Annotated in this window: 22 protein-coding genes; 6 read left to right on the top strand and 16 right to left on the bottom strand. The window is 34.7% G+C overall.

The features are described 5' to 3' along the window. Positions 1–8: 8 nt before the first annotated feature. The 6 genes from BGC7_RS10055 to BGC7_RS10030 all read left to right on the top strand — a co-directional run bounded on the left by BGC7_RS10055 (position 9) and on the right by BGC7_RS10030 (position 6,121). Complete coding sequence (locus BGC7_RS10055) at positions 9–1,409, top strand: DUF4972 domain-containing protein (protein WP_050701464.1); 1,401 nt, start codon at positions 9–11, stop codon at positions 1,407–1,409. Between the two features lie 534 nt (positions 1,410–1,943). Then, a complete protein-coding gene (locus tag BGC7_RS10050; RefSeq protein WP_050701463.1) occupies positions 1,944–2,840 on the top strand; it encodes a coiled-coil domain-containing protein in 897 nt (298 codons plus the stop codon). Continuing rightward, the gene (locus tag BGC7_RS10045; RefSeq protein ID WP_050701462.1) at positions 2,804–3,664 is read left to right on the top strand and encodes a hypothetical protein; all 861 of its coding nucleotides are present in this window, start codon (positions 2,804–2,806) and stop codon (positions 3,662–3,664) included. The genes BGC7_RS10050 and BGC7_RS10045 overlap by 37 nt, the downstream gene beginning before the upstream one ends. A gap of 4 nt (positions 3,665–3,668) precedes the next feature. Next, positions 3,669–4,076 carry a hypothetical protein gene (locus BGC7_RS10040; RefSeq protein ID WP_050701461.1) on the top strand — a complete coding sequence of 136 codons (408 nt, stop codon included), beginning with the start codon at positions 3,669–3,671 and terminating at the stop codon, positions 4,074–4,076. Positions 4,077–4,326: 250 nt separating this feature from the next. Further along, positions 4,327–5,751, top strand: a complete 1,425-nt coding sequence (locus BGC7_RS10035) for a DEAD/DEAH box helicase (RefSeq protein WP_242034376.1) — start codon at positions 4,327–4,329, stop codon at positions 5,749–5,751. Between the two features lie 43 nt (positions 5,752–5,794). Continuing rightward, positions 5,795–6,121 carry a hypothetical protein gene (locus tag BGC7_RS10030; protein ID WP_050701460.1) on the top strand — a complete coding sequence of 109 codons (327 nt, stop codon included), beginning with the start codon at positions 5,795–5,797 and terminating at the stop codon, positions 6,119–6,121. A 1,044-nt stretch (positions 6,122–7,165) separates the two neighbouring features. Here BGC7_RS10030 and BGC7_RS10020 read toward each other — a convergent pair. The 16 genes from BGC7_RS10020 to BGC7_RS09950 form a co-directional block, all read right to left on the bottom strand. Next, the gene (locus BGC7_RS10020) at positions 7,166–7,627 is read right to left on the bottom strand and encodes a type 2 periplasmic-binding domain-containing protein (RefSeq protein WP_050701458.1); all 462 of its coding nucleotides are present in this window, start codon (positions 7,625–7,627) and stop codon (positions 7,166–7,168) included. Positions 7,628–7,660: 33 nt separating this feature from the next. Continuing rightward, positions 7,661–8,494: an RHS repeat domain-containing protein gene (locus BGC7_RS10015; RefSeq protein ID WP_050701457.1), complete on the bottom strand. Its 834-nt coding sequence runs from the start codon at positions 8,492–8,494 to the stop codon at positions 7,661–7,663. 454 nt (positions 8,495–8,948) lie between these two features. Beyond that, positions 8,949–9,521 carry a hypothetical protein gene (locus BGC7_RS10010; protein WP_050701456.1) on the bottom strand — a complete coding sequence of 191 codons (573 nt, stop codon included), beginning with the start codon at positions 9,519–9,521 and terminating at the stop codon, positions 8,949–8,951. 4 nt (positions 9,522–9,525) lie between these two features. Next, entirely contained in the window at positions 9,526–10,506 is a 981-nt protein-coding gene (locus BGC7_RS10005) for an RHS repeat-associated core domain-containing protein (protein ID WP_050701455.1), read from the bottom strand. A 221-nt stretch (positions 10,507–10,727) separates the two neighbouring features. Continuing rightward, positions 10,728–11,204 (bottom strand): hypothetical protein, encoded by a 477-nt coding sequence (locus tag BGC7_RS10000; RefSeq protein ID WP_050701454.1) that lies wholly within the window; start codon positions 11,202–11,204, stop codon positions 10,728–10,730. After that, positions 11,164–11,799, bottom strand: a complete 636-nt coding sequence (locus BGC7_RS09995) for a M91 family zinc metallopeptidase (protein WP_157258694.1) — start codon at positions 11,797–11,799, stop codon at positions 11,164–11,166. The genes BGC7_RS10000 and BGC7_RS09995 overlap by 41 nt, the downstream gene beginning before the upstream one ends. After that, a complete protein-coding gene (locus BGC7_RS17655) occupies positions 11,769–11,957 on the bottom strand; it encodes an RHS repeat domain-containing protein (RefSeq protein ID WP_242034377.1) in 189 nt (62 codons plus the stop codon). The genes BGC7_RS09995 and BGC7_RS17655 overlap by 31 nt, the downstream gene beginning before the upstream one ends. A 109-nt stretch (positions 11,958–12,066) precedes the next feature. Next, entirely contained in the window at positions 12,067–12,540 is a 474-nt protein-coding gene (locus tag BGC7_RS09990; protein WP_050701452.1) for a hypothetical protein, read from the bottom strand. Positions 12,541–12,544: 4 nt separating this feature from the next. Continuing rightward, entirely contained in the window at positions 12,545–13,381 is an 837-nt protein-coding gene (locus BGC7_RS09985; protein ID WP_050701451.1) for an RHS repeat-associated core domain-containing protein, read from the bottom strand. Positions 13,382–13,406: 25 nt separating this feature from the next. Beyond that, the gene (locus BGC7_RS09980; protein ID WP_050701450.1) at positions 13,407–14,117 is read right to left on the bottom strand and encodes a hypothetical protein; all 711 of its coding nucleotides are present in this window, start codon (positions 14,115–14,117) and stop codon (positions 13,407–13,409) included. Between the two features lie 2 nt (positions 14,118–14,119). Further along, on the bottom strand, positions 14,120–14,905 hold the full coding sequence (locus BGC7_RS09975; protein ID WP_082206632.1) for an RHS repeat-associated core domain-containing protein: 786 nt from the start codon (positions 14,903–14,905) through the stop codon (positions 14,120–14,122). A 170-nt stretch (positions 14,906–15,075) separates the two neighbouring features. Next, entirely contained in the window at positions 15,076–15,519 is a 444-nt protein-coding gene (locus tag BGC7_RS09970; protein WP_050701448.1) for a hypothetical protein, read from the bottom strand. Between the two features lie 175 nt (positions 15,520–15,694). After that, on the bottom strand, positions 15,695–16,036 hold the full coding sequence (locus BGC7_RS09965) for a DUF6984 family protein (RefSeq protein ID WP_050701447.1): 342 nt from the start codon (positions 16,034–16,036) through the stop codon (positions 15,695–15,697). After that, positions 16,026–19,013, bottom strand: coding sequence for an RHS repeat domain-containing protein (locus BGC7_RS09960; RefSeq protein ID WP_082206631.1), 2,988 nt, complete (start codon positions 19,011–19,013; stop codon positions 16,026–16,028). Before BGC7_RS09960 ends, BGC7_RS09965 begins: the two co-directional genes overlap by 11 nt. A gap of 11 nt (positions 19,014–19,024) precedes the next feature. Continuing rightward, positions 19,025–20,665: a DUF6443 domain-containing protein gene (locus tag BGC7_RS09955; protein ID WP_157258693.1), complete on the bottom strand. Its 1,641-nt coding sequence runs from the start codon at positions 20,663–20,665 to the stop codon at positions 19,025–19,027. A 12-nt stretch (positions 20,666–20,677) separates the two neighbouring features. Continuing rightward, the gene (locus BGC7_RS09950) at positions 20,678–24,247 is read right to left on the bottom strand and encodes a hypothetical protein (RefSeq protein WP_050701444.1); all 3,570 of its coding nucleotides are present in this window, start codon (positions 24,245–24,247) and stop codon (positions 20,678–20,680) included. Positions 24,248–24,269 lie beyond the last annotated feature (22 nt).

Raw genomic sequence — 24,269 nt, 5'->3', positions numbered from 1 at the left:
AAAATATTATGAAAAAAACAGGAATGTTTATTACAATTATATGTTGTATATTGAGTATTTCGTATAGTTGTTCAGATGATGACAAAACAAATAATACCATTTATATTTCTCAACTAGAAGCGAAGAGAGGAGAAGTGCAATATATATTGGATAATTCAGAATACGGAACTGTTCTTGGTACTTATCCCGAAAAAAGTAAATCTATTTTAGAGACTGCAATAGCAGATTTAAATATGTTTATTGATAAATTGGTAAAAAACGAGAATACTAATCAGGAAGAAGTAAATGTTGCTTTGATTAAAGCTGATACTGCATTGAAAGAATTCAAAAATTCTATCATGGTAAATGTGTCTGAGGAAGAACGCAGTCTTCAGCGACTGAAGAATACGGTTATAGAGTTGGAAACCTTGCTCACAACCTCTGTATATGGTGATGAGGCCGGTACTTATCCTCAAGAGAGTAAATCCATATTAACTAATGTCATTGGAGAGTTAAAAACATTGATTGATAATGTCGTTTTAGGACAGGTGCAATTGATAGATGAAATGGCAACAGAGGCAATCAGGAGAGCGAATGACGCTATTGATAGTTTTCAAGATACGAAGCACAAAGAGGAAGTGATATATAATTTATACGTAGATGGCAACAAGGGAGGATATATTGATTTTGGGTATAAAGAAGAATTTGCAAATTTTGGAACAAATCAACATGCTGCATTTACAATAGAATTGTGGGTTCGAATCGATGAATATTGTAACAATCCGTATGAAGATAATAGTACCTATTTGTCGGCATGTAACGATTCCCCTTGGGGTGGGTGGAGGGTCTATTCCCGCTATCATAATGGAGATAATAATGATTTGATAAGAGCCAGCATTACATATTCCGATAATGGTAATATTAAGCTTTGGGAGCCCAACTATGGTGCTCCTAGGTTGGGCTATCAGAAGTGGATGCACTTTGCAATTGTATATGCCGAAGATGGACTTCCGAACGAAGATCAGGATGAAAGATTCCGGATGTATTATAATGGAGAAAGAAAAGGTGAATCTATCCGTTTAGGGCAGGATGTTCGCCACTGGGCTTACAATTATGCGAATTATAAAAATGCTAAAATACCTATGACTGCTTTTTGCCGATTGAAGGAAAATGGAGATAGGATGGAGTATTTTTCAGGAAGTATCAAGTATATGAGAATATGGAAATCAGCTAAGACTTCTGATGAAATTAAAAAATCGTCGCAAGGAGATAATGCTGTGAATCCAAATGATCCTAACTTGGTTTGTGCTTGGGACTTTGTAGCCTCATCTAAAGATTTGAAGCAAGAAGAAGTCAAAATAAAAGATATTACCGGAAGGCACACCGCAACACTCAAAGGAGCGTTTAGCTGGAAGCCGATCGATTATTAAAAATAGAGACATACCTTTCATTGATTAGAGTCTGTCGGTTCCCGAAAGGGTCGACGGACTCTTTTTTAGATTTGTATGTCTGGAAAGTTGAATATTTTTTGTATATAAAACATCCCTAAATAAACAATTTAGATAAAATTTCGATTCCTTTTTTAGGACATGTTCGGCAAGAAAAGTATAGCTTAATCTGAGTCTTTTTAAAAGATTATCAAAGCTAAATTTGACAGGAGCATAAAATCTGAACCCTAAAAATGTGAGGATTCAAGTGGCTTAAACTCAAGCAGAGCAGCTTATATTACGGGCTCACATTCTCATAAATTTAATTGATTCAATTGAATTTATCGTTCTTTCCTGTGAACAGGTATCTTTTTTGGGTAGTAATTTTCAAAGGTCTAGATTAAACCGGATGTCGATTATTCAAAGTATGATGTTTCCCGAACATATAAAGAGAAATGGGTTAAACCTACCGGAGAAGAAGAGCGAAAACTTGACACTCACAACACAACTTATGTTTGGGATGGAATCCCTTTGACTTTGAAAAAAGATTTCGATCAAAGAGCAAGTCAATTATTCGGTACTACCGAGCAGTTTCATCTATTATCGAACCCTCGCTATTTTTGGGACGACGATAACAAGAACTACTCATGGCAAAAACGCCGTAAACTATTAATGGAACTTGCCGGAGTTACCGATGATGCAATTCTTAGTAAGCTATCATCTACCAGTACCGATTTTGCAAAACTGATCGAAGAGCTTGGTAAAAACAATCTCGATGATTTCAGGAAGAAACTAAATGCTGAAAAGAAAACGCTTAAATCGAAGATAGACGAGATACCGGTTAAGATTCGCGAGGCTACACTTGCTATACCTCAGGAACCTGACTATACTGCTATTGAAGAATCAATCAAAGTAAAAGAGATTGAACTTTCGGCTCTTGATCTTCAACTTTCTGATATATCCAAGGCTTACGAAGGACAAGCCGAAGAAATAAAGAAACAGCAGTCTGTTATTCTTGAGAAAGAGCGGCGTATTGCAGTAATAAAGAACGAAACAGAGATAGAGGTCAATCAGTTCAACAAAGATCAAAACAAAGAACTGGTGAAGCTTCAAAACGATCTTATACAACTTGAAACATCTGTTCACTCTCTTAATTCTGAGCAGGCTCTTATTATAACCAAGATTCACAATAAAGAATCAGAGATCGAGAGCCAAAAGGAATTATTACAAGCGCTTCGTACTGCCTATGGCGAACTGAATGCAATCGAAATGCACGAAGATGACAAACATTGCCCTAGTTGCCAAGCTGAATTATCAGGAGAAAAGCTTGAGAATGCTGTTGAGAAACTCAATGCGGATAAGGCGCAAAAGTTGCAGAAGGAAAACGAGAAAAAGAAGTGCTCGATACTCTTATTACTCAATACGAAGGACTAAAGGAACAGAAAGTAAGTATAGTTTCTCAGATTTCTGAAAACCAGACAAAGAGAATAGTTCTCCAAGAATGTATTCAAGGGGAAAGCCAAAAGGAAAAGCAACACTACGTTACATCTGATCTTCTTGATAAGAATGCCGAGTATCAACGTTTAGTGGGTGAAATTGAAGAACTGAAAAAGCTTAAAACAGATATTCAACAACCCGATACAACAGAACTTCGTCAGAAGAAATCTCTTATCAGCCGTGATATAGACGAATTGAAAAAGCAACTTTATATCAAAACTACAGCTGAAACTCAAAAGAAACGTATCCAAGATTTAGAGACAGAACTCAAAACTCTCTCTCAAGGACTAGCTACACTCGAAGGTAAAGAGTTTATTGCTGACAAGTTCAACCGAGCCAAAATAGAAGCAATCGAGAACGGTATAAACGGTCTATTCGCTACCATCAAATGGAAGATGTTTAAATCTCTTATGACTGGTGGTGAAAAAGAATGCTGTGAGGCTCTTATCGATGGAACACCATATCAAGCCGCTAACAATGCAGCTCAGATCAATGCCGGTATTGAATGTATCAATACTCTTTCTAAACACTTCAACATGTATCTGCCAATCTTCGTAGATAATGCCGAATCGGTAGTTGAACTTACTCCTTCTGAATCTCAGATTATCCGCTTTGTGGTGGATGAAGATTGTCCGAAATTGATGTATGGAGAAGAACTGCTAAAACTAAAAGCAGAAATAGCAAGGAAAAAGGCGGAAGAAGCCGAACGTAGAGCCAAAGAGGAAGGAAAAGAAAATATCAAAGAATCATTATTTGCATAAGGGTATGGCAAAAATATATGTAGCGAGTAGTTGGAGAAATAGCTTCCAACAAGATGTAGTGTTATTCTTAAGAAAACAAGGACACGATGTATATGATTTTAAGAATCCTCCTCATGGCAAAGGTGGTTTTGCATGGTCTGATATAGACGAGAATTGGGAAGATTGGAATACAAAGCAATACACAGAAGCATTAGAACATCCAATCGCTGAATACGGATTTAATTCAGACTTCGACGGTATGAAATGGGCTGATGTGTGTGTAATGGTATTGCCGTGTGGGCGATCAGCTAACACAGAGGCTGGATGGATGAAAGGATCAGGGAAAAGGGTATTTGTATACTCACCTAAAAAAGAAGAACCTGAGCTAATGTACAAGCTTTATGATCTAGTATCAGATAGTATGTTTGAATAAATCAAGCAATTAACAACCAAATAAACAAAAATAATCATATCAACAGAAAATAAACAACAGGTAGCAGTACAGCAGAGAAATATCACCGACGCTGTATTGGATAAGGTGAGAGTATTTCAAAGCTCAGGGGAGTTAAGACTACCCTCAGATTATAGTCCTGAGAATGCAGTAAAAGCTGCATTCCTTGTACTTCAGGAAACAAAAACAAGAGAGGGCAAACCCGTCTTAGAGGTTTGTACTAGAGAAAGCATTGCTGGATCTGTTCTTAAAATGGTGGCTGGGGGTTATCTCCTCTAAAAAAACAAATCAAGTAGAACCAATCTGCAAGGCAACGGCGTTTTTCAAGGAGAAACGCCCGGCTCCTTCGTTGATCGTATTACCTACTGCTTGGGGTAAATCAATCCTTACGGCTTTCGTGGCAAATGAGATAGAGGATAAGCTTCTCGTGATACAGCCCAGTAAAGAACTATTGGAGCAAAACTATAAGAAATATGTCTCTCTGTGTGGTGACTTCGGGGCACAAGCAGGTGTTTATTCCGCTTCTTTCGGACGAAAGGATATTAACAAGATCACTTATGCAACGATCGGCAGCATTAAGAAAATAGGTAAAACTTTTAAACAACTAGGCTTTAAGAAGATGCTAATCGATGAAGCACATCTTTACCCGCGTGAAGCAGATTCAATGCTCGGCACTTTTCTTGAAGATAGTGAGATATCGCACGTACTCGGTATAACAGCAACACCAATCAAGCTACAAGCAAATACAGGCCTTGATGGTGAACGTTTCTCTAAATTGGTCATGCTGACAAGTAGGTCCAAGAAAGGAAACTTCTTCAAAGATATCGTTCATGTGAGCCAAGTACATGAAATGATCGAACTAGGGTTCTGGAGTAAACTTGTTTACAAAACATCGGGATTCGACAGTTCACAGCTCGTTTATAACTCTTCAAGGTCTGAGTTTACAGAAGAAAGTGTGCAACGAGCTTTTGCAGCTAATGACATACATAATCAGATAAAACAAGAACTTGACGTGAATAGTGATCGAAAGCATATCCTGGCATTCGTACCATCGATAGATGAAGCGATCCAATTTGCACAGGAATATCCAAATTCGGCAGCCATCTACTCAGGCATGCATGCATCAGAACGTGAGCGTGTGATATCAGAATTCAGAAAAGGCAATATACGCGTCATATTCAACGTACGTGTTCTCTCAACAGGATTTGACTATACGAAGATTGATTGTATTATTCTCGGTATCTCAACAGCTTCTATTGCTCTGTATTATCAGATATTAGGGCGAGGAACACGTATCGACGATGAGAAAGAAAATTGCTTAATTTCAGACCTTGCCGGCAATGTAGATCGTTTCGGAAAAGTGGAAGATATAACATTCGAGAAAGAGCGAATCTGGAAGATGTATGGTACTGGAGGAAGACTTCTCTCCGGCATCCCTATACATGAAATTGGAACAGTAAAGAAAGGCGATGCAGAGAAAGAAGTACAGAAAAGCAGTTCTACTATCGGCAAACCTCTTGAAACAATGCCATTCGGAAAGCATAAGGGGGAAAGCTTTAAGGATATCCCGAAAGAGTACCGAGAATGGATGCTCAAATCATTCGATTGGCATGCTGCTAATATAAATTTGAAACAGGCAATAGAAGGGAGTTTATAAAAAAGAAAGGTTTCTTGTGGCTGTCCTTATATTTTAAATATAAATGGTACACATCGACATTAAACCTCTATCTGTTAATGAAGCTTGGCAAGGAAAACGATTCAAGACAGAAAAATATAAACAGTATCAGAACACATTGCTTTGGCTTCTTCCTAAAATAAAGATACCGGAGCCTCCTTATGAGATTCATTTCAAGTTTGGCTTTAGCAATTCTCTTTCGGATTGGGATAACCCTGTAAAACCGACTCAGGATATCTTAAGCAAGAAATACGGTTTCAACGATAAACTTATTCGAAAGGCTATCGTTGAAACCGAAATTGTAAATAAAGGGAAAGAGTATATTGAGTTTGAGATTAGAACTATTAGATAAATAATTCTATCGAAACTATATTGGCTGAATTCTTAAAAAAGGCAGAGAATTTGAATAATTATAATCCCCAAATTAGCGATTCTAAAAACTCAAAGAGAATCTTAACTATTCCGATTACTACAGTCTATATTTATAGAGATCATCAGCCAAGAATTATTCTAAATCAAATACTATTAGTATAAAACCATAGATCTTCAACAGAAAATAATTTATCTTCCAATGTAATATTAAAAACCTTATATAGAACATTTTCTTTTATATATAGGTATTTTTTTTCAAAAGAATCTACATGAATTAAAGATATATAGTTATAATCAATTAAATAATTTTTAAAGAGCTCATAATAATTATCATTTACAAAAACAATAGGATACCTTATATATACATATCCCACAATTGATTTGTATCATTCGAATCAATTGCTGTTCCATAGGACGTACCCACTTAGAATCTTTATTCCAATGGAGTATACCCTTTGTATCTCTATATTGGGAAGAGATCTTTGAATATGTGGGGTTGGTACACCTTTGTGGGTAGTCCCTTTCTTCTCTATAGCAAAATTTAAATTTCATCTAAAGATGGATATCTCCTTGTTGAAAGCTATAAAGTAAAAAGAAAATTGGTATCGTTATAATAATAGGTATAATAATACTTAAAATAATTTCTTTAAAGGTCCTTTTTATTTTATATATTAATATGAAATGGTCTGTATTTGAATATAGCAAACATAAGATAGATATTGTTTCCAGTAAAAACATGTCAAAGATCGACACATAAAATACAAATGACAAATAAAAAATTACACCAGATAACAACAGGATGCAAATAGATATCCAATTTATTAGAGACCAATACAAGTGAGGCTTCTTTTTTATATTTATAAGACTTACTCCTAATATAATACTATAGCTCCATTTTATAACATATAATATAAATGGTTTATATGGAGCATGTAAAGCTGTTGGATATATAACATTTTTATAATAAAAATATCCAGTAGTGACAATATATAATAATATCAATACTAACAATAAGACTGAATATCTACCAGTCTTCAGTAGCTCTTTTATATTCATCTTCATTTCTATATACTTGGTAGGTTACATTATTATCTTTATCTCTGCTGACAACCATATAGTATTGTTGAGATCCACTTACTTTTATTTTAGTATTTCCTGATTTTACGTCATAAGAATAGGGTTTTGAGTATGTATATCCAATACTTGTTTTACTCTTATTACTACCTAATGTTGTAAATGAATCAACTCTTTCTCCTGCCGCTGGCATCTGATGGTATATTAGGTCTCCTGATTTTGTACCTAATCCTGAATAATTTTCTCTTAATGGAAATAACCCATATACTCCTCGTAAATTATTTGCAAAACTAACAGCACGACCTTCAACTTTTTTATTCAACTCTGGTAAACCAATTAATTGTTGTGCATCCCTAAAGAAACCAGTGGAGTGATCGTATGCATGTTGCATTTCATGCCCCATCGCAATCATAGAAGAAAGAGAACCTGATTCTACTTTACTCGCCTAAGGATTGCCTACATAGCTTATATCCATGTTATCATCATCATACTTACTAGACCAGAAAAATGTAGTTGCGGTTAAAGTATAAGCATTAGAACTATTTATTAAATGATTAACTACTCTTGCGCCTTGAGTTGTTGCTGCAATTTTTGCTATATTTTCCATTGCTCCAACTGCATTATTTACTATTTTTATTTTTCTTCCATCAGTATCTACGAATTTAATTGGATTATTCGCTACATAAGCATACGGACTAATCGAATAATACTTCTCCGCGAGCGGATCCACAGTAATAAACCGTCCTATAGCAGGTTCGTAATACCTTGCCGAGTAGTCGTACATGTTCAAGCCGTGCATCTTGTCAAGCTCCTTGCCATTGTATTTGTACGGTTGATCGCTATCGCCCGAGTTCTCTGCAAACTCCATACCGAACGGATAGTAATGGTTCTTCTGCACCACTGTACCGTCTGCCTTAGCTACCAAACGGTTATTACCCAGATGATCAGTAATGTAGAAATGGTACTCGCCTGTTTCCATATCTATATACCCGCCATCGACAAGTATCTTTTTCAGTACACCGTCCTCATAAATCTTATTGCCTACATAGTCTGTCACTTTTGTATTCGTGGTTTCCGTGCTGAAAGGTGCTGAGCCCATTACTGTAGCTGTCTGGGGATTCATATCCGTTTCGTGCGTCACCTGTAGTTTAACACCCGAAGCAGAATATACATACTTTGTACGTCCTTTTACACTTCCGTTATCTATCTCTATAGATATCGGTAAATTTAATGAATTATATCGGATTCCGGTAATACCTTTGTGGGTATCTTTGTCCATCGCTCCGTTTTTGTTGTAGGTATATACTCCGTTGCCTTCTGCGTAAATTTAACTGAAAAATGACAAAGGTGACAAGATTGCTCAGTTTTTCCATATAACGATAGACCAGCTGGTAAACTTCGAGGGGGAGATACCCAAAGAGGTTACAATCGAAGACAAATCAACCATCGAGCAAATGAAGATGATACAGCAGCTTGACGATGAAGACAAACAAACCATCTTCAAACTAATAGACAAAATGCTCACCAATAAGAAGTTTAAGGATTTCTTTAATAAAAATATCGCGGCATTATAAAAACGATCTACATATAACAATGACAAAGCCCACTTTTTTAACCAAGTGGGCTTTGCTAATTGATATAACAGCAACAATCAGTCTAAGAATCTATAGCTCTGGAATAATAACATCAACTAAAAAAAGATGACCATTTTCATATATATAAAGGCTTTTACGTCAATGAAGCCACTGTACATTACAATAATCCAACGGTTTTCTTTTATTTAAATTAGACTTATTTTCACGGAACCATATTCGATAAGACTCAAATGCTTCTTTTACAATTTCTCCATTGATCGTAGCCTTATATCCATCCTTAGTTAGAACTGGCCATGCAGCTGTTGTCCTGTAATCAAAATAAATTCCCCATATTAAGTATAATGCATAAACTTGCACAGAAAGCTCGTTTTTCCCTGTAAAAAATGTTGAAGAAATATCACTATTACATGTTATTGGAATACAAAGTAGCCTATCATCTCCTTCTAACTCCAGTAACTCTGATATTATTTGTATCGTATCTTTAAATATTTGGGGTAAATGAATATAATACTTTTCTATAATATCTATAGAATCCTTTTTGTCTATAGGAGTCATTAAAATTGCTCCATTTATATCATTAAGCCTCCAAGGCGGCTCTTCTGAAAATAAAGAATCAACTTTTATATCACATTTTCCGATTTTGACTGATTGGCTTTTTACACCAATGCTACAGCATATCGAACACAGCAAAATAAATATATATTTATTCATCTTATTATTTTATTATTCTAACACCATTAACTACAGAACCTTTTGTTGTATCAACAATTTTATCAGATTGAGTCCTTTGATAGAAAACTGATTTAGAGTAAGGAAGCCCTCTACTTATTCCCTCTTCTCCAGGTATTCTTGACTTCCCATATTGTGTTATTGAGAATCCTGCATTATCATCCATTGTTCCACTTTTAGATCCAGATGAATTAACTTTTCCAGAGTGAACAACATTTTGCCCCTCATATAGAACTACAATATCCGAATTAGAATAGTTAGTAAAAAGTGACTCTCCATATGTATTCCCAGATATTGCCCCCACAGCTTTATATCCATCTCCAGATAGAATAGAACTTACAGCATCATTATTAATCCATAGAGCATTATCTGCAAATGTAAAACCATGACAATCTGCTGTAGCTTCAAAACTATTTCCATCTAAAGCTGTCACTGCTCCCGAAGATAGAAGTTTGCCATCTTTGTCAACTGTTACTGATTGCTGATTAGCTTCAACAAGTCTTAAAGCTTCAACTGCAGTACCATCATTAGCATATATATTTCCGTATTCATAGTTACGATTGACTAATGTTAGTGTATACGTTCCATCTCCATTATCATTAGCTCCACCTATTGATTGTGTCATACCTGTTTGATGGCCTGAGGATGTATAAATTATATTACCATCTTTATCCCTCTGTATTTTTCCATCAGGATCTATGTAACGTAGAGGATTATTTAAACAATAGACGTATGGCGACCAAGCATAATTCATTTCCGCCAGTGGGTCTACCGTAGTAAACCTCCCAATAGCAGGTTCGTAATACCTAGCCGAGTAGTCGTACATGTTCAAGCCGTGCATTTTGTCAAGCTCCTTGCCATTGTATTTGTACGGTTGGTCGCTTTCGCCCGAGTTCTCTGCAAACTCCATACCGAACGGATAGTAATGGTTCTTCTGCACCACTGTACCATCTGCCTTGGCTACCACTATAGCCTATAACAAATTTAACTAAAAAGTGACAAAAGTGACAGGATTTGTCCATTTTTCATATCTTAAAATAACAGAAATCTTTCCATCCTATAATAAACAATCCTCTCATTAACGCACAAACCATAGAAAATCATAAAAAGAGGGATCACAGTGTTCTAACGGAATAATAAATCCTGTATAATACAATGATGACCAGACTAAAAACCAAAGCTATTATTCTATTCGATTTTAATAGGAGACAGTACTTTTAACTTCCTATATAAACTTCCCAAATCATTATCCCTTTCAGATTCATAATAAAATTTAATGTCAAGGGAATCCATCTTTAGGTAAATTTCTGTTCCACCTCTAATACCTCTATTCAATAAATAAGGACTATTATTTATGATTTTTTCTTTTAAAAAGAATAATTCATTGAACTCTTTTTTATTTACTAAAAGACTATCTTTTTTTAAAATTTTTGAGAATAATTTGACATTTTCCAAACTAGTAGTCCCTTTCTCTACTTCAAATATTTTATTAGAATGGAGAGAAAACTTATAACCTTTTGATATATCACTTCGAGGATATACATATAATATCATAACAACTGTATCTTTTTGATGATCATCAAAAATCAGCTTGTTTATTTTGCTTTTTCCCCCACAATTTATACTAATTATAGTAGTAAATAAATACAATAAAGTTCTTTCCATTAGTATGCTCCCTTTCTTTTAGACCTTGTTCTTTTTTCAATTTATTTTCGGTATATTTACCTTTTCCTTTTAGCCCAACTGTCTCTAATTCATCTGTTTTAGCATTTACAGTAATAATATCCCCATGTTTATTTCTATATGTAAATGCCTCTACTTTATTATAATCTACCGATTTCCCTTTCATTGACCTATCTGCGTGTATCAATTCATGTCCTAAACCAATTTCATTTGGTCTAGTTTCATCTGAAACATTTCCTGTCACAGGATCTTTTGTTGGAATTAACGGATTAGAATCCAGATCATAGTTTACGATAGCATCTGAACCTATTCCATTCATTGATTCAGAGACAAAACCATCATCCATATAATTACCACTACCTGACTCTCCAATTGATATAGTTACAGTTTTATCATTTACTCCTTTTGAATTAATAGAACGTATCAATCCTGTACCACTAGTTAAAGACTTTCCTTTGTTTTCTGTACCAAGAGCCACAATTATCAATGTACCATCCTTTCTAATTGATAATTTATCATTGGTAAGTTTTTGCATATCATTTAAAATTAACTTCCTTTGAGATGGAGTTCCAGCCAATATTCCTTTTTTCCATCAGGATCAATAAACTTAAGTGGATTATTATGGCAATACACATATGGCGACCATGAGTAGAACTTTTCTGCCAACGGATCTACAGTAGTAAACCTTCCAATAGCAGGCTCGTAATACCTAGCAGTCGTACATATTAAGTCCATGCATCTTGTCAAACTGCTTGGTTATCACCATCGTTTTTAGTGAATTTAACTGAAAAATAACAAAGAGGACAGGATTTGCTTCCTTTCTCAGAAACAAAGTAACTTATAATCAAGGAATATGATCTACTAATTTCCACATGTCTTTTTCACAAGAGTATTCATATGTGAAAATATACCCATATCCCAAACTTATACTCAAATCCTTTTTATTTATTTTTATACTTTTATTTATAAAATGAATTGAAATCTTGTTGTTATCCAAAATGAAATAACTAAAAGATATTGCGGAAATACCTTTTTTGAGATTCTTTACAGGAATATCTTTTAATGATGCTTTTTTGAAATTAATATTATTTACACTATCTGAAAACACAAAATTTAGAGGTAGGTTATCGGTTAGTATATATAAATTTTCAATGTAATATGAAGTTACAATACCTTTCTTCTCAAAATTTCTTTCCTTTTCAACAATGGAAAGTAAGCTATTATTTATCATCTCATTTATTTGATTATTTGTTTGCCCTACCAGTAATATTGAAATAAAGGAGAGTATTATTGTTAATATTGTTATTTGATTCTTCATAATATTATCTACTTGGATTTACAAATTTTTTTGTTGGCAATATAGCCTGAACACCTTGATAATTATGAATATATGTCTTACCTGTACTTCGTCCAAAAACATAATTAGTGTAAGAGCCAGTATTATTAATATCGGGTTGGCATGGAGCTTGATTAAAACTATGTGTTATAGTTGTCGTTCCTCCAATACTGCTTGCAGTTCCATTAAATGAAGTATTCGATGTCGTTGTTGAAACACTTCCGCTAGGATGGCTGTGATAAGATGGAGACCCTGTTGAAAGTATAATGAATGCTATATTATTCACAGCAGGATTACTTACTGGACCTGGAGTAGCAGCTACAGCTTGTCCGTTAATTATATTTCCACCATACTCCCTATTATTAGCATTACTTGTTCCTCCTTTTCCATTATCTTTACTAATCTCTGTTACCATATCTTGTCTTACTGTAGCAGATCCTTCGATTTCAACACTATTATCATATGCTATACTATTAGATTGAAATGCTGCTGTGTTACCCGAATTATCTTTTATAAATTTTTCTGTTTCTTTTTTGTCTTTGCTGGATATTCCGGCTGACGCACCCCCGCTGTCGAAATGCTTTTCTGTCGTTTTTATAACATAAAGCTTTCCGTCATTAATTCCATCATTTCCTATGATTTTACCTTTTTCATTAATAAAATCTCCATAACTCATTCCCGTAGGATCAATAAACTTAATTGGATTGTTATTACAATATGCATACGGACTAATGAAGTAGAACTTCTCCGCCAACGGGTCTACAGTAGTAAACCTCCGAATAGCAGGTTCATAATATCTGGCCGAGTAGTCGTATAGATTCAAGCCATGGATCTTCTCAAGCTAATTGCTATTTGCTTTGGCTATCGCTATATTTTTTAAACTTATATTTTATTTTGTACATCTTTCCATCATCTCCTATTCTATTCCATATTAACGACTTTCTTTTAACTTGAATTGATTCTATTATGGGTAAATAATGAAAAATATAAAGGTTTATTCTTTCAGAAAAGAATATCTCAAAATGATTTAAACCTGTGCCTTTAACTTTATAAACCTCACTTCTTATTTTAGAATAATCGGGAGAAGAAAACCAGCCTTTATTATCAACTGAAGCCTGAAAATACAAACTGTCGATTTCTATTTTCTCTCTAATTACAAGAAAACTTGTATCTCCTGTTTGTATCGGATAAGGCTTATTGTTGATATAGACCTCCCATTTTATATTTCCAGCTTTAAATTTATCAATCAGATTCGGAAAATAAAACTGAATAAAAGAATTTTCTTTTTCAGTAGCTTTCACCGATATTGGAATGTTTAAAAGGTCTGAAAGGTTACTCGTTAAATGAACCCTTTGCTTTTCTTTATCAAAAGTCCAACTCCCATTTGAATACCGATAGAACCATTCATGCCTATAACGATAGCTGAATTCATTATTGCCCTTTATTTCGAAATACTCCCAATTATCGCTTACATATGTTCCTAAATAAGGTTTTTGTACTTTACACGATGAAGTCAAAACAATACTTATAATAGTAAAATAAAAGATTAAATTTTTCATAACTAATAGTGATTTTTATATGGGAAATTACCTTTGCTATCATATATCCCTCTCAGCCATTTATCCGTAATGCTAAAAATAGAATTAAGACTCCCCCCTTTAGACGGAGGCATTGTACCTTTATTGATAGAATATTGTATCATATAAGCTCCAATTTCTGCTTGTGTTAAAGTCAAGCTGACTCCAACCACCTCATTAGTCTTATTAGCAACAAACTTAACTTTTCCTTGATCGTATTGGGAAGCATGGTGAGCCTCATGACCTTTATTTTCCAGACTACCGCTGTGATTGATGATAATAACACCATCTTCTGCAGAAGATCTTTCCAGATAAGGTGTTGTGCCCTCAGAAACCTTGTTAAATGTATAGAGTGTTTCTGAATTGGTAAGTATGTTTAAATCCGAAATAGAAGTTTCCAAAGCATTTCTTTCTGTAGTAAGATTATTTATTTTATTATCTAAAGCACTGTTTTTTTTGTCCTTTTCTTTCTGAGACATCTTAGGATCATTCTTTATTTTATCTCTTTCTGCTGTAGCTTTATTAATATCATTATTACGATTATCTCTTAGTTTTGTTAGACTATTAGTCATATTCTCTGCGGCCTTTTTATCTTTTTCTGTCAGCCATTCCATCCCTGTAGGGTCTATTCGTTTTAGAGGATTATCTCCCACATACACATATGGACTCCAACTATAATACTTCTCGGCCAGCGGATCTACCGTAGTAAATCGTCCAATAGCAGGCTCGTAATACCTAGCCGAGTAGTCATACATATTCAATCCATGCATTTCATCAAGTTCTTTGCCCCTGCTTTGGCTATCGTTATAGCCTGTGGTAAATTTAACTAAAAAGTGACAAAGGTGACAAGATTTACTTAAATCTCATGTACAAAATAATCTATATCTCTTAATCTAAAAAGATAAGAGTTATTTCTTTTAAGGAATGAATAAAAAAACCTTTAATAATAATTATTAATTATCAGACTAAAATAGTTGTCAATAGAGAATACTAAATTTTCATTTGGTAAACACAACTCCCAATTGGTATCATAAGTTCTTCCATTATCAGTTTGAAAATAAGATATATTACAAAACGCCTTAAAACAGAAACCATTATTAAAAAATACAATCAAATCAAATTGCTTTGTTATAGTTATTGATATGATTTGGCATTCAACTAAAGATTGGGCAGCTGTTGCCATTCTTCCTATTAATGCATCCGGATTGTCTTCAGATGTAGATACAACTACGTCGTTTTGTTCTATTCGCCAAGCACAATAAAAGAAAAAATAAGAATTACCCTCCAATTCTATTTTTAAAATAGAGCCTGCTCCCCCACCAGTAGTACACTTTATCACCCTCTTTGACCTTAACTTTCTTAAAACATGTAAAATATCATTCATAATTATTTTATTATAAACTCTTTTATTATTTCTTCAATTTCATGATGACTATAGCCTTCTCTTGATATTAAATCATGTAGTTTACGTTGTTAAGCCATATTTAGAGACTAAAAGTAAATTAAGAATCCTTCCAGAATTAGTATTGATAATTTAGAAGAATCAGAAAGCATGTTTATTATTCAGAAAATAGATTATCTGGTATTTCGATTAATTGATTAAAATCGGTCTTCCAAATATCAAGTTCGTATAATTCTCCTTCATTATCAACATTTAAAGATACAACAACATTAACCCCATCTATATCTTTAAACTCTAACTCGCTTATTTGCCATCCAAATTTTCTTAATTCAAAATCATATCCTTTTGGATAAAGAAACAAACTTCCCATATTCCCATCATTCATTGGACTAACCAATAGAGGCTTATTCCAATTTCTATTGTAAGATATTGTTGACCTCTTTATTAATAAGTTTATAAGCTTCTTTTCTTTCTCTGTTGGTTCTCTTTTATATTCCATGTATCCTTCCTATATTAATTGTTCCATCAGGTAATTTAAATGCAGTATACTGAAGTCTTACTCCACAAACAGTAACAATTCCATTATAAGGTTGGCCTGTAGCAATTCCAGATGATACATTTCGTAAATTTGCTCTAATAGCTACCTCAACAGCACCTTTATTAATTCCCAAATCATCAACATGACGAAATGTATGATACTGTTGATTAGAATTTTTTCCAAATTGAACAAATCCACTCTTAGTTGCATCAATAGTATTAGTAGTTCCAGGCACACTCATCATTTTTTGGAGAGAAGCAAAAGCTCCGATAAAAAATTCTGCCGTAAGAGTAATACCTGCTCTTGCTGGGACTAATACAGCAAATTCAGGATATACACCATCTATTCTTCCCCCTTGAGGAATTGGTAAGGATGGTAAAGTCGGTAGTCCATAAGCTTCAACAGATTCTTCATCTTCTTCTGTCGGCGTAACATACACATCGGGGGCAATAGGAAAGACGATATCATCTCCTCCAAAGATTATATCTACAGTCTCTCCAAAATGATTAACATAAAGAGTATCCATACCCGTTGGATCTATGTATTTCAGAGGATTATTCGCTACATAAGCATAAGGGGACATTGAATAATAGTTTTCTGCATGCGGATCAACCGTAGTAAATCTCCCAATAGCAGGCTCGTAATATCTAGCCGAGTAATCGTACATGTTAAGTCCATGCATTTTGTCTAGCTCCTTGCCGTTGTATTTGTACGGTTGATCGCTATCACCCGAATTCTCTGCAAACTCCATACCGAACGGATAGTAATGGTTCTTCTGTACTACTGTACCATCTGCTTTGGCTACCACACGATTGTTACCCAGATGATCCTGAATATAGAAATGGTACTCACCTGTTTCCATATCTATATACCCGCCATCGACAAGTATCTTTTTCAGTACTCCGTCTTCATAGATCTTATTGCCTACATAGTCGGTCACTTTTGTATTCGTGGTTTCCGTGCTGAAAGGTGCTGAGCCCATTACTGTCGCTGTCTGGGGATTCATATCCGTTTCATGTGCCACCTGTAGTTTAACCCCTGAAGCTGAATAAATATACTTTGTACGCCCTTTTATACTTCCGTTATCTATCTCTATAGATACGGGTAAATTTAATGAATTATATTCAATTCCCGTGATACCTTTGTGGGTATCTTTATCCATCGCACCGTTTTTGTTGTAGGTATATACTCCGTTGCCTTCTGAGTAGTCTTTAAAGTCTGCCGATTCTGACATCTTATCTGTTACTCCCGAATCTTTCACATTTACCAGTTGGTTGCCATTATAGGTCATTGTCAGGTTATCAACAAGACCATAAGTCTCGCCTGCCGTTGTCTTTCCATATCTACTTGTAGTCAGCATATTGCCATGCTTGTCGTAGCTATAGGCTGTGCTGTAGTTATTCTTTGCCGATCCGTTGACGAGATAGCCGGCACCGGTCAGGCGCGACAGGTCATCGTATTCGAAGTTGTAGCCTCTTTCTTTGCCTTCTTCTGGCAAACTCCATTGCATTGCCGAGATATTACCTCCATATTGAGGTTTGGTTGTCCCTGTCTGCTCATTGTAATAAAGAGTCTGATTAAACAACGGACTGTTATCACTTTTAGCGTCTATTGACTTTGTCCACGAACGAATGTTGTATGAGTAGGTAGTTACTATTCCTTTGCCAACGGCTATTAAATCGTCTTTACCATCACCTCCATTATCACCGCCGCCGCCGTTATTCCCGCCCGAAGAGCCAGGATCTTCCGGTTCATATATTTCTCCGTCAATCCGAATAATGTCTATATCTTCCCGGCTAGCTATTATAGCATAATATTCTCCGGGTGCCAATTTCCGGCTTACGACTCCTTTTCCGCTTACTATTTCATTTTTGTTTTTATCCAACAGGTAGATTTTCGAACCCGAAACAAGGCTAAGATTCACCATCATAGTGTCTGCTTCAATAGAAAACTTATAGACAACATTCCGACTGTTATTTTCCTCGTCTTTATAATTTCGAAGATATTCTTCGTATCTTAATTGTCTTGCCGCAGGATCTTCCTCCGGATACATGTCATAATTATAAAAAGGTTTATTCTCATTATAGAAACCTATATAATTTATCATCTCTAAAGGTTCGCCATCATATGAAAACACGTCTCTATAGCTACCGATATTAATAGGATCACTAAAATGAAAGCCCTTTTCTAAAGGAATCATCAGGGGATTTATTTGAGATATCCCTAATCCGTCATCATCATAATTAGCAGCAGCTCCTATTATCAATGTTTCTATACGTCCATAACCGGTACCGGCATTACTGTACTTCCTGCCTCTAACATTAAATACATATGATCCGGGAGGTAAGTTTTCAACATAAAAACTTTCAAGTCCAGAAGGATTTTGCTCCATTTCAAAGAGTCGGTCATAATTATAATAATCAAAACAGTCTTTGCTAGGATATACTTTACCAAAATCACCATATAATTCTATCTCATTTGAAAAAACTCTTGTTCCCGGCTGGATATTGGTTATTAATATATCCATAGGTTCGGCTAACTGAAAGTAGATATGACGCCACGGACCAAGTGGTGCCAATCGGTGGTCCACCCAACAAGTACATGCTTCCTCCGATTCTGCACGGCAGGGATCAAACATATCGTATAGGATAAACGAATCTCCATTAATACCAAATACAGGAATACTGTCATATATTTCACTAGATGTACTCAATGTACGGGCCTGTACTGGTTTGGGTATAGAAGTACTGCCAAGTACAGATAAAGTGGATATCCCTGCTTGTTGGTCTGACAAGGATAAATCTATTCCAAAGCGATCTTTTATATAGGTCTTATGCTTCGGATTTATTTCCTGTACTTGTTGTGCATGTATACATGTTATTCCCGTCGACATAAGATAGATACACATAAAAAGCCGCTTTATTAAAATTGTTTTCATGGTTTAATCTTTTAAGGGTTAACACTTTTTTCCTGATAAATATTACGGCTGGAAGATTCCAATCGGCCTAGTTCGTCGTAATGATTAATAGTAGCCATTATATGCGGGGAATCATTCAGCCTATGACGAGTCTCCTTCAAGCGACCTGCATGATCGTAAATATAGGTATATTTTTCATTGATCTTACTTCCATTGTTTCCATTATGGACATGTAGTTTTTTTACTGGTTGCCCTGTGAAATTGTAAGCCATATATTCTTCTTCCGTGCCTTTCAGGTGGTTATTAGATTTAGTCTGAATCAACCGACCCCTGTTGTCATAATACATCACAGAGTACAGATACCCTATCGTACCATTAGCATTCATCTGTGCCACCAATGAGCCGGTTAACATTCCTTTATTCTTATACTTATTGGTTTCGGTATAATCGCCTGCATACCATGTTCCATAATCCGACTGAGGTGTATATACGGTATTTGAAGAAGGAATCTCTGTCATATCATGAAAATCGTAGTTGTCATAATAATTAGCTGTAAGAACTGCATAATCTTTCAGAGTGAGGTCTACGTTATCCAGTTTTAATCTGTAACGCATATAAATTCCTGATGTAGAGAACTCAGCCTTTATCAGGTTATTATTGAAGCGTTCTGTAGTTATACTCCCGTTATTGACTGTCTTACAAGTGCCTGTCAGTACGACTCTTCCGAAAGCATCAGGAATAGAAAAGGCCCATTCTCCTTTGGTGCGTTGTTCGCCGTCCTGCGTGAAGATTAATTTATCTGCTGTGTCATATGCATAATAGATAGGATCTACTCCCGGTAACTTCTTCCAGATGCAGCGGTTACGATGGTCGTATCTGTATTGATAAGCGAGTTCATCCAGCTTGGCTTGAGTGATACCTTCTTCCTGTATTCTGGGAGGAAGGACAAAACACAGGTTTCCAAAATCGTCATACAAATAATAGGTATCATGTAATATTTTCGAATTATTTTTTCTGATTAGTTGACGGGTAAGTACTACCTGTCCTAATTTATCTTTAAACTCAAATGAGGCATTGCCGTCTTCATCTTCTATACGGGTGACATAAAGTTCTCCTGTATCGTAGTTTTTGAGATTGGTAAGGCTTAAGTTCTCTGTAACGTTATATAGTTTACATCCTAATGTGTCATTACCTACTATATTGGTAAGATAAACTGTTCGAACAGCCTTATTATTGGTATGCCAATCAGCTCCCGGAGCGTATTGTTCCAATATACGGTTAAGCGGAGAATTCTCATAGACAGGACTCGAGTAAGGCTTTTGGTCGCTACTGTACAAAGTAGAATTGAGAATGTTCTGTTTCAGGTTCTGTGGGTTCACAAAGCCTCCATTGGAAGAACTTGTTCCCGGTAGCCATACATTAGACTCACGACCAAAGCCATCATATTCCTGTAACGAAACCAAATCTAATTTAGAAGGGGTTACACCTCGCTGGACGGTCTGAACCGGGCGACCTAAACCATCGAAGTATTGGATCTGATCCTGCGACACTTTACCGGCCTTATCTGTGTAGGTACGCGTCAGTATATAGTTCCGATCATTGGACTGTGCCCAAATCATAACCGGGACTAATAATATCAATGTGATATAGAATATTCTGATATACTTTCTCATAGGATTCAATTATTATTGATTACTATAATGATAATCATGAGACTGGAGAGTCTGTTCTACTTCAATGCTATTAGAGCTTCTCTCTTTTATATATGTCCTTTTTAATCGGTTAAAACTATCGTATTCATAATAGGTTGTTTTTCCGGAAGGATCTGTCGCTGAAGTCATTCCTACCAATGGTTTATGGGTATAAGTAGTAACCATAATATTACCCAGAGAAACATTACTTCGCAGATCATTGAGCTTCTTCAAATCCGATTCAGATGGTTCGATAGATGCAGACAAGCGATCAATAACCGATTCTGTCAATACACCCTTTATCTGATCGTATGTCGCTCCCTTTATCTCTGCAATAGGATATTGACCATTATAAGACCAGAGTAACACCGTAATAATACCATCTAGAGTAGTATATTGTAATAGCTTACCACTATTATTATACTTATCATACTTTATTTTTTTTAATTCGTCATTGAGTAAATTAATATCGATATTTCCGGATCCGATCAATTGATAAATTTCATCAGAAACAACAATATTCTTAATAAGAGCTTGGTTGTTTGCACTATATTCAATGGGTATCTCTTTATATTTTATATGAGATTCGGATAACCGATTATTTCCAACTTTAGTTTTAATTATAACAGGCTCTGATATTTTATTTTCATTTATGAGTTTTTGCAAATTTGCTGTTTGCTCTATACTTACTAAATCGAAAGGATACTTATATTCGATCTCCTGATCTTTGCCTGACTGGGATGTAGTTTCTTTTATCTTTTTGGGTAAAAACTCATTATTATACTCATAGTTAATAGTTTTTGTAATCGGAATTCCATTATTATATTCTATATCAGTTCTGGATATAAGAGAAATGTTTTCTGAAATAATTCGATAGATCTGTAGTGCATAGATGGAACTGGTCCCGTCTCCTGAATGAGCACTTTGATATTGAGCTATTCCTGTTGATATTGTTTGTGGGTGAGCAAAATTTGAAAAGCTATAATTTTCTCTATCATATGTAAATAAAGATTCTCTAATTTTTTCGTTTCTGTCATTATAATATGTTTCTTTAAGCAATTTACCATTAATATCCTGATACGAATGGGATGGTATAACAGCAAGTTCATGATTGCCTGGTTCCGGACATATACTTACAAGAAAATCTGCTAGTGGAGCTATACATGTAAGCATTACATTTCCAGAAGTAGTCATTCCAACTTCGTATCTATTCGGTTCATTTATAAATTCCATGACTTTTTTCCCATTGTTCTTTCTATCTATATATATTTCCTCCACTCTGGAATAACCTATAAAATTAGGTGATGGAGAGTTAGAAATACTGTTAGAATATACTTCAGCTACATTACAGTTCACAAAATGAGGTACCTCTTGTTGATCTTTCCAAACGTGTGAGTAATTTTTAACATTATCAAATCGTAATTCATCTAATAATATTCCAGAAGAAATATCTTCATTATCACCTCCCAATGTATATTTATATTCCTCTTTATTCTGTAATATATTATTTTCGTAATTCTCCATTGATTTCATACGAAGTCCTCCTACTGGAGTATTTATATTTTTTCTAAAAGAAAGCATTGGTATTCTTACTTTTACCCTAATTTTAAAATTGTAAATTTTTCCGTAGTCAGTTTGACCTGGATAACAATATTCTTCTTCATCATAAAAATTAGATATATGCTTAAGTCCCCTTACAAAAAGTTTGTATTTGCCCTTAGCCAATTTTAATTTTCCTGTTCTTTTAGGCCAGTCTTTTCTTAACTCTGGGTTTATTGGTGGTCCATTTGCAATATCCGTATATCGGCCTTCATCTATAATACGATTATTATCCACATTTATAATTTGATAAGATATATTATCTGCATCTCTCGAATCTATTGTATATTTAACATGACTTGAAGCAAATTCATCGGTAAATCCATCCCCAAATCCATAAGTAATTTCAATAGTAGTACTAAGCTCAGACTCTTCTGTAATTTCAAATATTTCAGATGTTTTTGGATAATCCTCAGAATTTGATTCTAAAAAGATTTCTTTTCCGGAAAAAGGATAATTGTATATATCAAAATTTCCAATATTTGTATTATTAAGATTCATTTCGTTGCTCTCATATATTAATTTAGTATATCCTTTTGTTGGATATATGATAGTTTCTAAAGAACCGTTTTTTGCAAATTCAATATTGGGAAATCTATTACCTCCCTCCACATAGAAATAATTCTTTTTATTAGAGCTACAAGGAATTTCTTTATAAATAGAAGGATGTCCCTTACTATTAATACTTCCATTATAAAAACCCCAGAAATCTGAGTTTAAACTTTCTTTGTCGGTTAAGCGATTTGGATTAATGTATGTGAAACTTCTAATTAATAAATTATTGTCGTATATACTGTCTAACTTCAGGCGTAAATATCTGGCAGGATATTTTTCATTAATTCTATCTTCATTAAAATATGAATAATTAAATCTCAGATTATGTATAACGTTATTTAGAGAATTCTTGATTATGATATTATCTAACTTTTGCGCTCTTTCATTCGAATGACCTATATAATTTGACATATTTGTTATATATTCTTTTTCGGATCCCATGTCAAGCCTCTCGGAACTTACAAACTCTATATTTATGTTATCTGATGAAATCTGTTTCAGATACTTTATAGTGAAGCCATTCATATAATAACTGGTTGTCCATTTATCATTAGGAAAATTAGGTGCTCTATAATCACAAATTAATTTATTTTGCATACTACTTCGGATAGGCTGGCTCTGAGTTACAACAGATATATAGCTAAAGTTAAGACTTTTCTCATTTGGTGATACAACCTTATCCAGCTTCCATCCTGTTATTAAGGGAGAAGTATAAGGTTGTGTAACATCATAACTTCCGCTTCCTCTAGATGCTGTTATTGAATACTCTTCTTGAGAAAAATAAAATCTATATCCATTATTATTTATAATAATAAAAGACTTTTCCTCTTCAATATATTCTACCCTATAACCTTTATCTCCGTTGATCATTTTCACTCCAATAACTCCATTGTTGAATGCTTTTTGTGTTAATATAAATGAAATTGATTCACCAAAAATATTTGCTGTAAAAATATCTGGCTCTGTATCCCACCCACTTGCATGGGCATATGGATAATAGTATAGGCCTATCCGATCAATAATTTCTTCAGTTTGGACATTGTAGTCGGGTAAGCGGATATTTGTATACGCATAGCCTTTTGAAGCACCTCCAACACTTCCTAAAGTTATATCACATATTCCTTTTATCTGTCGCGTAATAACTGGTTCACAAGATAATGTCCATCCCAAACCAACCCATGTAGCTTCCTGATTAGTTCTTATGCCTCCTGTATTATAGCTAAGATTTATTGGTATCTCTAGGCCGTCGAAATTTAGTGTATATAAAGGCACAGCAATATTGGCTGTACCTGTATAATAATTCATTGGAATATCTCCATATTTTCCTAAACTTGCAGTTTCCGGATTTGGCATAGTTAACTCTGGTATTGTTTTATGAAGCTTATCTTGAGCATTGATAGAATAAGACATTAACAACAAAATATAAATTATT

The sequence above is a fragment of the Dysgonomonas sp. BGC7 genome, assembly GCF_001261735.1.
Lineage (GTDB): Bacteria > Bacteroidota > Bacteroidia > Bacteroidales > Dysgonomonadaceae > Dysgonomonas.
The sequence above is the reverse complement of the archived record's forward strand: the minus strand, read 5'-3'. Positions and strand labels throughout refer to the sequence as shown.